Origin of the sequence: Streptomyces albospinus (genome assembly GCF_014648695.1) — a bacterium.
Lineage (GTDB): Bacteria > Actinomycetota > Actinomycetes > Streptomycetales > Streptomycetaceae > Streptomyces > Streptomyces albospinus.
Window position 1 is genome coordinate 14,666 of the sequence record NZ_BMRP01000008.1, and the last position, 12,532, is coordinate 27,197.

The window sequence follows — 12,532 nt, forward strand, 5'->3', positions numbered from 1 at the left end:
ACCATGGAAAGGGAGGCCGCTACGAGCCGACAGGAGCCTGCCCATGGAGCGCGGACGGTTGCGGATCTACCTCGGGGCCGCCCCCGGGGTCGGCAAGACCTACGCCATGCTCAAAGAGGGCCAGCGGCTGCGCGCCCAGGGCGCGGACGTGGTCATCGGGTTCGTCGAACCGCACGGCCGGCGGCCCACCGCGCAGCTGGCCGAGGGCCTGGAAGCCGTCCCGCGGCACACCCTGACCCACCGGGGAGCCGCCTTCACCGAGATGGACCTCGACGCCGTACTGGCCCGCAGACCCCAGGTCGCGCTGGTCGACGAGCTGGCGCACAGCAATGTGCCCGGCTCCCGCAACGCCAAGCGCTGGCAGGACGTCGAAGAGCTCCTCGACGCCGGTGTCGACGTCGTCAGCACCCTCAACGTCCAGCACCTGGAATCCCTCAACGACGTCGTCGAGCAGATCACCGGCGTCGCCCAGCGCGAGACCCTGCCCGACGAGGTGGCCCGGCGCGCCGACCAGCTCGAACTGGTCGACCTGCCGCCCGAAGTGGTGCGCCGCCGCATGGTGCACGGCGAGATCTACCCCGCGGACCGGATCGAGGCGGCCCTCACCCACTACTTCCGGGTCGGCAACCTCACCGCGCTGCGGGAACTGGCACTGCTGTGGCTGGCCGACCGGGTGGAGGAAGGGCTCCAGCACTACCGCACCGAGCACGGCATCGCCGCCCCCTGGGAGACCCGGGAGCGGATCCTCGTCGGGCTGACCGGCGGCCCTGAGGGCGCCACCGTCATCCGCCGCGCCGCCCGGATCACCGCCCGTACGCCCGGCAGCGAGCTGCTGGCCCTGCACGTCGCCCCCGGTGACGGCCTGGCCGGCGCCGGACCGGCCGGGCTGCGCGACCAGCGCGCCCTGGTGGAGTCGCTCGGCGGCAGCTACCACCAGACGACCGGCGACGACATCGCCGCGGCCCTGCTCCAGTTCGCCGAGGCCGAGAACGTCACCCAGATCGTGCTGGGCGCCAGCCGCCGCGGACGGCTCTCCGCCGCCCTGCGCGCGGGCGTCGGGCGCCGTACGATCCGCGGCTCCGGCCCCATCGACGTCCATATCGTCACCCACGAACAGGCGGTCGGCTCCCCGTCGCTGCGGCTGCCGCACCCGAGCCGCGGCACCGGCCCGCTGCGCTTCTGGTCGGCACTGGCCGGCGCCGCCGTACTGCTCCCCCTCCTCACCCTCGCCCTGACCGCGCTGCGCGGCACCCTCGTCCTGGGCGCGGACCTGGTGATCTACCTCCTGGCGATCGTGGCGGTCGCGCTCATCGGCGGACTGCTGCCCGCCCTGCTGGCCGCCCTGGTGGCGGGGCTGCTGTCCGACTACTTCTTCACCGCCCCCGTGCACTCCTTCGGCATCGAACGCACCGAGGAGATCGTCGCGCTGGCCGCCTTCCTCACCACCGCCGCGCTCGTCGGCACGGCCGCGGGGACGGCGGCCCGGCGCACCCACCAGGCCCTGCGCGCCACCACCGAGGCGCGCGCCCTGACCCGGCTGGCGACGGCCATGATGCACGGCCAGGACCTGCCCACCCTCCTCGAACAGGTACGGGAGAACTTCGGCCTGGCCGCGGTCAGCCTCCTGGAACGCGACCGGGCCCGGGAACACGCCGCCGGCCCCCGCTGGTACGTCGTCGCCAGCGCCGGCGAACGCCCCCCTGAGCGCCCTTACGAGGCGGACGTCACCAGCCCCATCGACGACGACCTCACCCTCACCGGCCGGGGCCGCTCCCTGAGCGCCGACGACCAGCGCGTCCTCACCGCCTGCGCGGCCCAGTTGGGCATGGCGCACCTCCACGGCAGACTGGCCCGCCACGCCGCGACCACGGACACCCTGGCCGCCGTCGAACGCACCCGCGCCACCCTGCTCGTCACCGCCGGACGCGACCTCCGCGGCCCGCTGCGCGGCGCGGAGCGCACCCTGCGCCGACTGCGCGACCTCTACGCTCCGCACCCGCAGACACCGGACGGCAACGCCGCCGGCCCGTCCGCCACCCACCCGGAGACCCGCCAACTCCTCAACACCGCACTGGCATCGGTGCACCGCGCCGCCCAACTCGTCACCGACCTGGACGACCTGAGCCGCCTGCACGCCGGCGCCCTCGACCTCTACCTCCGCCCCGTCGACCTCAATGACGTACTGGCCGCCGCCCTGGACAATCTGGGTCCCGGCGGGCACGACATCACCCTCCACCTCCCCGAGGTGCTCCCGGACGTCGTCGCGGATGCCGCCGTCCTCACCCGGGTCCTGACCACCCTCACCGCCGACGCCCTCCGCCACAGCCCGCCGGGTCAACCCCCCACGCTCACCGCCCGCACGCTCCCCCACCACCTGGCCGTCCGCATCACCGACGGCGCCGAGCCCGATACCGACTCCCCTTCGCAGCCCCGCGCCGACGGCCTCCCCCTGCGGCTGGCCCGCGACCTCACCGAAGCCATGGCGGGCACCCTCAAACCGTCCGTCACCGGTCCGGCGTTCTCCGTCACCGTCACGTTCCCGACGTCGGCGCGCCGCACCCGCGGCGCGGACCGGCGGTCGCCGGAGGGGCCGCCATGAGCCGACGCCGCGGGCCCCGTTGCGCCCGGACGGCCGCTCGACGACCGGCGGTCCGCACGCCACCCGCTCCCGTATCGCCGGGTCCGGCGACGGGCGGGCGGCGGCGGACCGCCGGAATTCAGCCTGGAAAGGCACACGCGCAGGAACCCGGCAGCGCTCCGCGACGGGCCGGGCTACACCTCAGCGAACGGCCGCGACGTTGGTGGCCTTCGCTCCGTGCACGTCGTAGATGACCTGCTGACCGACATCGGTGGTCTGCGTCTCCAGGCCCGAGAACGGCAGCCGGTCGCCATGCTCGTCGGCGATGATGCCCACACAGTCGCTCTTGTTGAACAGGACGATCGTTCCCTGCGGCATCGTTTCCTCCGTGGACGGACAGTTCCCCGCGGCGGGCCTTCCCCGCCGACTCCGCTGGGTAGGCAACCTATTACGCATGGTGCCGCAAGGAAGAGGGCCTTGGCGTGTCGGCCACAAACTGACCGAAAGTCAGCACCTGGCGCGACCCGGCCGGCCACCCTCCTGTCCGCACCGATCGGCGCGGACAGGAGGGGTCGCCCTCCCGAACGGACATGCCCTGGTGGGGAGTTACGCGCCTTCCGTCTCGGCAGCCACGGAGGAGACCGCGGCCGTGGAGGCCGGAGCGGCGGGTTCACCGGGGCCGGTGGGCTCACCGGGCCGGTGCGTCTCCCTCGTGTGCTGGTACGTCCACAGGTCCCGGAACAGCCCTGGTTCCGCGACGAGTTCGGGGAATGTGCCCTCCTGGACGACGCTCCCCTTGTCCAGGACGACGATGCGGTCCGCCACCGCAACGTTCGTGAGCCGGTGCGTGATGAGGACGACGGCACGCGTGGCGGCCACCTCGCGCAGACCGGCGAAGATGCGGTGTTCGCCGAGCGGGTCGAGGGCGGAGGTCGGCTCGTCCAGGACGAGCAGCCCGGCCGGGCGGTGGAAGGCGCGGGTGAGGGCGATGCGCTGCCACTGGCCGCCGGACAGCTCCTGTCCGCCCAGCCAGTCGCGGGCCAGCACCGTGTCCAGCCCGGAGCGCAGCTCGCCGACCACCTCGTCCGCGCCCGATTGCGCACATGCCGCATGGATGTCGGCATCCCCGCCCTCGGTGGGCCGGCCCAGGGTGATGTTCTCCCGGGCGGTCAGCGGCCAGCGGGCGTAATCCTGCGGCACCAGGGCGACTTGAGCCCACATGGCGTGCGGATCGAGGTCGGCGGTGGGCACGCCGTCCCAGGTGATCGAGCCGGTGGTGGGCAGGTACAGACCGCTCAGCAGCCTGGCCAGGGTGGTCTTGCCGCTGCCGTTGTAGCCGACCAGCGCGACGACCTCCCCGCGCCGCAGGGTCAGGGAGACACCGCGCAGGGCGTCGTTCGCCGCCTCCTCGTACCGGAAGACGAGATCCCGGACGCGGATCTCCTGCGGCGGTGCGGGGTTGCCGGTCCCGCGCCGCATCCGGTATCCGCCGGCCTCCACCAGGAATTCGGACCAGTCGTCCATGTAGAGGCCCGTCCGCATGATGCGGGCGCCGCCGGCGACCAGTCCGCGCAGCGCCGTCCCGACCGTCTGGAGCGCGAAGACCGCGGTCCCCGCGTGCCCGACGCTCATCCGCCCGTTGGACAGCAGCCACACCACCGCCGCCCATACGGCGCTCGACGCCAACCCGCCGCAGACCGCGCCGAGTACGGACATCCGCGCACCGGTGTCCGCCGCCTGCCGGTCGGCGCGGTTGATGCGCTCGGTGATGTGGCGGTAGCGCGTGACGAGGAAGCCGGCCATGGTGCCGGCCCGGATCTGGTCGGCCGTGTACCGGTCGCACACATGCCAGCGCAGAATCGACAGCAGCCGGTGGTCGCCGCCGGCCCGCAGCCGGGCCAGATAGCGCACCCGCGCCGCGCTGACCTGCGCCACCGCCTGCGGGAAGCTGGCCAGCACCAGCAGCGGGAGGAGTGCGGGGTGCAGCGCGGTCAGCACGCCCGCGCCGGCGACGAGGGACGCGAGCGAGGCGATCAGGTCCTGCCCGTCGGTCACCAGGTCCTGGACGATCTCGGCCCCCCGGTCGGCCGCTTCCTTGCGGTGCGTGAAGCCGGGCGCATCGTAGGCGGACAGCTCCACCTCGGTGACCGCCTGCAGCAGCCGGAGTTCGGCCTCCCGGGACATCTGCGGTCCCAGCCGGGACGACAGCCAGGTCACCGCGATGCCCAGCAGGGCCCGGACGGCTGCGGCCACCGCCAGCATGGCCAGCGAAGGCCACGCGCTCAGCAGCCGCCCGTAGACGTCCCCACTGGACAGCAGCGCCCCGATCGTCCGGCTGACCGCCAGCAGTCCCAGCGCCTGCATCGCCCCGGAAACGGCCTGGCAGACCAAGAGCCCCAGCGCGGCCCACCGGTCGATAGTCCATGCCAACGCGACGGACCGGCGCACCAATTGCGGGAGCCGCCGCGCCATGTCCACCAGCCGGATCTGCCGTACGGCCCGCTCCCGGCTCCCGGTCCGGTCGACATACCGCAACTCCTCTTCACCGGAGCCCGGCGAACCCTCTCCGGACGGAACACCATGTTTCCCCCGAGACCGCGGTTCTTCCGCCGACTGCGGTTTCTCCCGTGACGCACTACGAATTCGCATTCTCACCAATGCCCTTGCTCTCCTTCTCTTTCTCCCGCATCTCCTGCTTCCGGCGTCGGACGTCAACAGCACGCCGGAAACGGGCAGCTGCGCAACGGGTTTTCGAACGATGCACGGCGGCACACCGTGCACCTCAGGGGTGCGCGATTCCTCAGGGGGACGCGTGATGGGTACAGGTGCCCTAAAGAACGGCCCGGTTTGCACCCCGTAACGGGTGGCACGGGGGCAGATCATGCACACACGTTCTAGAAGTGCAGGGAAGTCAGACAGGGACCGGCCTCCGCGCCCCGGTGGACACTCGAACAGCTCGTGTCACTCTTCCGAGGCATTGCGGCAGTCGTGGACGAGGCGGAGGCGGCCCTCCCGCGGCCCGCTCCAGACGTGAGAGAAACCCCCAGGCGAAGCAGCACACCGGGGGTTTCGGATAGGCGAGTTGCTCGTTTTCTCAGCCGCCCGCGGCGCCCGAGATCAACGCTTCTTGGTCTTGCGCTGCTGCGGCCGGCTCCACTCGCCGCGGTGCAACTGGCAGCGTGAATAGCCGATCATTGCCGGATTACGGCATGGCCGGCCGGTCGTTGTCCTGGTCGAACCGCATGTGACCTGATACGCCATATACCCTCCCTCCGGGCACTGTTGTCGTCATGCGTTGAGTAGAGCGTGACGGGACGGAGTCGAGCAGCGTGCCCGTATCCGCGGGGTTGGCCGATTGCCCCTCCATACCGTCCGAATCCTTCGACTTCCCCGCACTAATGGGGAAGGGGGTGAATGGTATTCCGTTGATGCGTGTGAGCCGGCGGTTGATGGGGGGAGGGAAGAAAATGAGCGTGGTGAGCAGGCGGGCCTTTCCCACCAGGCTCGTCCGAGGGCGACTTGACGGCTGTGCACGCACCGTGCGTGCATCGCCCGCCGCCATATCGCCCGGCGGACTCCGGGAGACCGCCCGCGGCCCGTCCCGTCAGGCGAAGACCGACAGCAGCAGGGCCATGCCCAGACCCAGCACGCTGACCAGCGTCTGCACCACGGTCTGGGTCTTGGCAGCCTCCCCCAGCGACATGCCGAAGGACTCCTTGACGAGCCAGAAGCCCGCGTGGTTCACGTAGTTCAGACCGATGGAGCCGGCGCCGACGGCGACGACGAGCAGGGACGCCTCCAGTCCGCCGCCGGTGCCGATCAGCGGGGCGACGATGCCGGTGGCGGAGACGATGCCGACGGTGGCGGAGCCGGTGGTGAGGGAGAGCAGCAGGGAGATCAGCCAGCCGAGAACGATGACGTTCAGGTGGGCCCCCTTGGCGGCTGCGGCGATGGCGTCGCCGATGCCGGAGTCCTGGAGGACCTGCTTGAACGCACCGCCGCCGATGATGAGCAGGATGGCGGCGACGGACTTCAGGCTGTCCGTCAGCGAGTTGCGGATCTCCTCGCCGGAACTGGAGCCGCCGCCGGGCGCGGTGAGGGTCACGACCAGGGCGAAGAGGAGCCCGGCGAGCATCGCGACGAGGGGTTCGCCGGCGAAGGTCAGCGCGGCACGCAGTCCGCTGGACGCGTCGATCGTGGTCTCGGCGAGCGTCCGCAGCAGCATGAGGGCGACGGGGACGAGGACGGAGGCGATGGCGAGTCCGGTGCGTATGCGGGAGGGAGAGCCGCTGCCGCCGGCGGGCGCACCGGAGGCGGAGCGCCGCTCGGCACCGGCGAACTGGGCCACCAGGGCGCCGTCCGGGCGGACTTGGGGCAGGCGGGGCGCGATCCACCGGGCGTAGACCGGACCGGACACGACGACCGTGGGGAGGGCGCAGACGACGCCGACGAGGAGGGTGCGGCCGAGGTCGGCGTGGACTCCGGTCATGGCGGTCAGCGGCCCGGGGTGCGGCGGCAGCATCCCGTGCAGGGTGGAGAGCGCCGCGATGGCGGGCACTCCGAGCAGGACGTAGGGCGAGCCGTGGCTCCCACCGGTCTCCGCACTCCGGTCCGCGAGGCGGCGGGCCACGCTGAAGATCAGCGGCAGCAGCACGATCAGGCCGACCTCGAAGAACATCGGGATGCCGATGACGAAGGCGGCGGCGGCCACCAGCCACGGCAGCCGCTTCGTGGGCGACCGGTCGACGAGGGCGTGGGCTATCGCGTCGGTGGCGCCCGAGTCGGAGAGCAGGCGTCCCAGCATGGCGCCGAGCGCGAGCGTGACACCCACGTCGCCGAGCGTGCCGCCTGCGCCGTCCTCGATCGACTTCAGCAGCTTGCCGCCGGGTTCGCCCGCCGCGATGCCGGTGGCGACCGCGACGACGATGAGCGCGACGAACGGGTGCATGCGCAGGCGGGAGTTGATCAGGAGGATCAGCGCGCCGATCGCGGCGACGAGGATGAGGAGCAGCGACCAGGTATCGGGATGGGGGTGCGCGGTCATGCGGCGGGGCCTTTCGGGGTCCGGCGGTCAGGAACGGGGAGCGGCGGGGGGCTCAGTGCGATCCGGGGGCGCCGTACGGGTCCGGGCCTCCGTACGCGTGCCCGCCGGCCACCGCAGCCCCGCTCACCCGGCCGTCGTCTGCGCGGGTCTCGGGCAGGCAGAGGGCGGCGACCGCGGCCAGCGCGTAGGCGAGTCCGGCGAAGAGCGCGATCCCGGCGGCCAGGCCGAGCCGCGGCGCGAGCGCTCCGACCAGCGCCGGGAAGGCGGCGGCGATGACGCGGCCCAGGTTGTAGCAGAAGCCCTGGCCGCTGCCCCGTACGGCGGTGGGGAACAGTTCGGCGAAGAGCGAGCCCAGGCCGCCGGGGATGCCCGCGGAGAAGAAGCCGAGGGGCGCGGAGGCGAGCAGGGCGCCGAGGTCGTTGAGGGGGACGAGGAGGTAGAGGGGGAGCGAGAGCAGGCAGAGCGCGGCGAAGGCGACGATGTTTCTGCGGCGGCCGATGCGGTCTGCGAGGAGGCCGGAGACGAGGTATCCGAAGAACGACGCGGTGATGAAGACCGCCAGATAGGCGGTGGTGCCCAGGACGGTCAGGCCCCGGGTGCCGCGGAGGTAGGTGGGCAGGAACGTGGTGAGCGCGTAGTAGCCGCCGTGGCTGCCCAGGCCGAGCAGCGCCCCGAAGACGGTGACACGGAGCAGGTCGGGGCGGAAGATCCGCAGAGGCGAGACCTTCGCCCTCCCCCGGAGGTAGACGGGCGGGTCACCGAGTGTGCGGCGCAGGGCGATTACCAGCAGCGCGGGCGCGACCCCGGCCCAGAACATCACCCGCCACGACCATGCGGCGGGCAGTGCGCTGAAGGCGAGCGCATAGCCGGCCAGCGCCACCGCCCAGCCGACGGCCCAGCCGCTCTGTACGGCCCCGAGGACCCGGCCGCGGTAGCGGGTGCCCGCGTACTCGCTGATCAGGGCCGCCCCGGCGGCCCACTCCCCGCCGAAGCCGAAACCCTGGAGGCACCGCAGGACGAGGAGGGAGTCGAAGCCGCCGGCGAAGCCGGCCAGGAAGGTGGCGATCGCGTACCAGGCGATGGTGGCCCGGAGCACGGCCACCCGCCCCCACCGGTCGGAGGCCAGTCCCGCGCACCAGCCGCCCACCGCGGTGCAGATGAGGGTCACCGAGGCCAGCAGGCCGCCCTGGCCGTCGCTCAGCTGCCAGATCGCCAGCAGGGTGGGCAGGACCAGCCCGAATATCTGGGCGTCGGCGGCTTCCAGCGCCCAGCCGCCGAACGCGGCCCAGAAGGCGCGCCGCGCGCCGGTCGGAGCGGTGCGGTACCACGTGAGCAGAATGATCGGGCCTCCTCGCCTCGTTTGCCCGGCTCGCCTCGTATGCCGGGGTGTGGAAGACCGCCGCCCGCTCGCCGCTCCCGGTCAACGGATCTCGATGCGGTAGCGGAAGTCGGCGGCCCGGCCGCGCGAGCGGCGCCACTCGACCGGTGTTCCGTCATGGGTGCGCGCGGTGCGCTCGACCACCACCAGCGGCTCGTACCGCGCGCAGCGCAGCAGCAGGGCGTCGGCCGCGCCGGCCGCGCCGACGGTGAGGACCTCCTCGGCGGAGGCGATCACGATGTCGCAGCGCTTCTCGTAGGCGGGATACAGCAACTCGCCGAGCCCGCCATCCAAATGAGGTTCCGTCAGATGATCCAGGCCGGCGAAGCGGGGCAGTGGCAGCCAGATGTCCTCGACGAGCAGGGGCCGGTCATCGCGCAGCCGCAATCGGTGCAGATGCAATGCCGTGGCCCCGGCGGCCTCCCCCAGCGGTCCGGCCGCTTCAGGAGGCAGCACCGCCCTCCGGACGTCCAGGATGCGGCTGGTGGGAGCGGTCGCCTGCGGGTCGCCGTAGCGGAAGAACCGGAAGAGCGAGGCATCGAAGGTGGCCCGGCGGACGAACGTTCCGGCGCCGTGCCGGCGCTCCAGCAGGCCCAGCTCGACCAGATCGCCCAGCACCCGCCGCATGGTGCCCAGCGCCACGCCGTAGTGCCCGGCGAGTGCCGCCTCGGCGGGGAGCGGGCGGTCGGGTGTCCACTCGCTCGACGCGATACGTGCCGCCAGCGCGTCGCGCAGCCGCGCGTGCAGCGGCAGCCGCGCATCGCGTGTCTCCAGCTCAACGCGGCCTGGTGCGGGCGGAGTTGCCTCGTGTGCCATGCCGCACACTATGACAGCGAGTCCTCTAGAGGTCTACAGGTCTGGGTAGCCTCGCGCCGTGGACCCCACACCTACCGCCGCGACCGGCGCGCCGGCCGTCATCGACGGCCACGCCCACGTCTTCACCCGCGGACTGCCGACCGCCGCCGCCCCCCGCTATCTCCCCGACTACGACGCCGCACCGGACGCGTACGGACACCTCCTGGACGCGCACGGCATCGCCGGCGGCGTCCTCGTCCAGCCCAGCTTCCTGGGTCCGCACAACGACTTCCTGCTGCGCTGCCTGGCACAGCGGCCCGGCCGGCTCCGCGCCGTCCTCACCCTGGACGAGCAACCACCGCTGAATTCGACGGAGTTGGACATACCGGGTGTGGCCGGCATCCGCCTGAACGTGATCGGCCGCCCCGTCCCGGACCTGCGCACTTCGCACTGGCGCCGCGTCGCGCTCGAACTCGCCACAGGGCATCAGCACTTGGAGATCCAGGCACACGGAGCCCAGTGGACGGCACTGGCACCCGACATCCACGACTGGCCGTCAGCCGTTGTCCTCGACCACCTCGGCCTGCCCGACGGCGGTAACCGGCCCACGGACGCGGACCGCACCGTCCTGGCCCTCGCCCGCCGCGACCACGTATGGGTCAAGGTCAGCGCCCCGTACCGCTCCCCGCGTGGCGCCGCCACCACCATGCTCGGCCGGCTGGCCGCGGAGGCGGGCACGGCGCGCCTGGTCTGGGGCAGCGACTGGCCCTGGACCCGCCACGAGTCCGGACGCGGCTACGCCGACTGCCTGGGCTGGCTGCGCGCCCGCGTCAGCCCGGAGACCTTCCGTGCGATCGCCGCCGACAACCCCGCCCGACTCTTCAACTGGTCGGCAGCGCCCGGCCGGCGGACGCCGCCACCCGACGCCCCGCAGCCAGCACGCAGCGCACCCTGCTCACCTCCTCCCCCATGACCTCCGCGGCCTCTTCCACCGTGTACCCGAGCACCTCGTGCAGCACGAACACGTCGTACCCGAGCGACGTATGACGGCTGTTCGGACCTGCCGGCCGACTGCTGCGGACCCGGGTGGTACCCCGGGTACGTATCCGCGTGCGGAACAGCGTCCAGGCGTATGCGGCGGGGTTCGGCCGCCGGACGATGTCGGCCCAGCGGATCACCACCTCCCCCACCGCCTCGCCTAAGGCACGGGAGGCGGCCGGCTCGTCCACATGGGCCAGGGTGTAGCCGAGATAGCGCTCGAAGTGCAGGGCGTAGAAGGCTTCGAAGGCAGGCGGCAGGGCGATCACGGGGCCCGGGGCGGCCCGTCCGGCGAGGGGGCCGGGCCGGTCCGCGGTGGCGACCGGCAGAAGGGAGCGGGTGGGTACTGCGGCCATGCGAATCCCCTTGGCTGGTGTGCGGGCGGGTGCCGGTGTCATCCGAAGGCCTCGGCACGCGGCGTATGGCGTTCGGGAACCAACCCGTAGGCCATCGGGGCGAGTTGGCTCATCCGTGCGTGGTCCCACAGCGGACGGATGTCGTCCGGGCGGCCGTGCAGCACACCGACGATCCTGCCGACGGTCTCCCAGTCGGGGACGAGGGCCCCGTGCAGCAGGCCGGTGATCTCGCGCTCGGTGACGATGTTGCCGCTGGACACGCAGATCTGCACGAGGTCGGGGCAGGCCGCCGACAAGTACAGCCCGCGGAGCGCCGCATGGAGGCTGCCGGCCCGTGCGAGACGGCGACCGTGCGCGGCGTCCCAGAGGGGGCGAATCGTTTCCGGATCACCGCCGCACGCGTGCACCATGCGGCGGGTGACCTTCCAGCTGGGACTCCGCTCGCCCGACAGGATGCGGGAGATGTACGAGGCGCTCACCCGCGCTTCGCCGCCCAGGGCCTTGAAGGTCTTGCCGCTGGTGCGCTGGAGGTGGGAGAGGGCCGAGGCCAGCGCTCTGGCGGAGTCCTGACCCGGTGGCCCGTTGTCCGCACCGGCCGCTCCCCCGGCGCCCGCACCCCCGCCCGAGTACGTACGCCGCCGCCCGGCATCACGCACACCCCCGGCACCCTGCCCCTCACCGTCAACTCCTGTACGTGCCATCGGGGTTGAGGTGCCATGCCGCCCGGACGGCACCGGCGGGCCGGTACGGGCGAAGGCCGGGGGCGGATCCGTACGGGCCGGGAACGGTGGCGGCACGGCGGGGCGACGGTCACGGCGCTTGGCCATCCTGCGGATGACGCACTCCGCCGAGTACATCCGGCCGACCTTGTCCACGGTCATGCTCAACGCCTTCGCGATGGCGGGGCCTTTGTAGCCGCGGTCGCGCGCCTGCTGGACCACCGCGGCCGTCATATCGTTGACATCGCCGGAGAGCCTGACGACTTGGCGGAGTCCGGCGAGGGCGTCTCCGGCGTATATCTGCTCACGCAGTACGGCGACCCGCACGGCCAGGTCATCGACGACCTGGCGGGCGTCCTCGTCATGGGCTCGGGTGTCCGGGATGCGCTGCGAGCTGCGGATCTTGCGGACGGCCCGGCCGCATGCCTCACTGCAATACTTCCGGCGCCTCCCGGGACCTGTCCCGCTCGCCACCTTGTTGGGGCAGCCGGGTTTGGCACAGGAGACGAATCCGGCGTCCTTGGGGGTCATGACATCTCATCCTTCTGGGCTAAGTGCTCCCGACAACCCGCCCAAGAAATGGGCGATTTGCGGTCTGCCTGGTCGGCATCCAGGCCGCCCGTC

At 72.4% G+C, this 12,532-nt stretch carries 9 protein-coding genes; 2 read left to right on the top strand and 7 right to left on the bottom strand.

The annotated features are described in order from the left end of the window. Positions 1-43: 43 nt before the first annotated feature. A complete protein-coding gene (locus tag IEZ17_RS13180; protein ID WP_189299724.1) occupies positions 44-2,599 on the top strand; it encodes a sensor histidine kinase in 2,556 nt (851 codons plus the stop codon). A 180-nt stretch (positions 2,600-2,779) separates the two neighbouring features. Here IEZ17_RS13180 and IEZ17_RS13185 read toward each other — a convergent pair whose 3' ends face one another. The 5 genes from IEZ17_RS13185 to IEZ17_RS13205 all read right to left on the bottom strand — a co-directional run bounded on the left by IEZ17_RS13185 (position 2,780) and on the right by IEZ17_RS13205 (position 9,816). Next, a complete protein-coding gene (locus IEZ17_RS13185; protein WP_189299726.1) occupies positions 2,780-2,956 on the bottom strand; it encodes a hypothetical protein in 177 nt (58 codons plus the stop codon). Between the two features lie 228 nt (positions 2,957-3,184). Further along, positions 3,185-5,113: an ABC transporter ATP-binding protein gene (locus tag IEZ17_RS13190; RefSeq protein ID WP_308427642.1), complete on the bottom strand. Its 1,929-nt coding sequence runs from the start codon at positions 5,111-5,113 to the stop codon at positions 3,185-3,187. A gap of 1,069 nt (positions 5,114-6,182) precedes the next feature. Further along, a complete protein-coding gene (locus tag IEZ17_RS13195) occupies positions 6,183-7,622 on the bottom strand; it encodes a GntP family permease (RefSeq protein ID WP_189299729.1) in 1,440 nt (479 codons plus the stop codon). A gap of 52 nt (positions 7,623-7,674) precedes the next feature. Next, the gene (locus tag IEZ17_RS13200; RefSeq protein WP_308427647.1) at positions 7,675-8,964 is read right to left on the bottom strand and encodes an MFS transporter; all 1,290 of its coding nucleotides are present in this window, start codon (positions 8,962-8,964) and stop codon (positions 7,675-7,677) included. 78 nt (positions 8,965-9,042) lie between these two features. Beyond that, a complete protein-coding gene (locus IEZ17_RS13205) occupies positions 9,043-9,816 on the bottom strand; it encodes a GntR family transcriptional regulator (protein ID WP_229852218.1) in 774 nt (257 codons plus the stop codon). 58 nt (positions 9,817-9,874) lie between these two features. Between IEZ17_RS13205 and IEZ17_RS13210 the strand changes: the two genes are divergently transcribed. After that, a complete protein-coding gene (locus IEZ17_RS13210; RefSeq protein ID WP_189299731.1) occupies positions 9,875-10,768 on the top strand; it encodes an amidohydrolase family protein in 894 nt (297 codons plus the stop codon). Here IEZ17_RS13210 and IEZ17_RS13215 read toward each other — a convergent pair. Then, on the bottom strand, positions 10,677-11,189 hold the full coding sequence (locus IEZ17_RS13215) for an RNA polymerase sigma factor sigma-70 region 4 domain-containing protein (protein ID WP_189299733.1): 513 nt from the start codon (positions 11,187-11,189) through the stop codon (positions 10,677-10,679). The two genes, IEZ17_RS13210 and IEZ17_RS13215, sit on opposite strands and share 92 nt — an antisense overlap. A 38-nt stretch (positions 11,190-11,227) precedes the next feature. Then, positions 11,228-12,439 (bottom strand): helix-turn-helix domain-containing protein, encoded by a 1,212-nt coding sequence (locus tag IEZ17_RS42290; protein WP_229852219.1) that lies wholly within the window; start codon positions 12,437-12,439, stop codon positions 11,228-11,230. Positions 12,440-12,532: the final 93 nt, after the last annotated feature.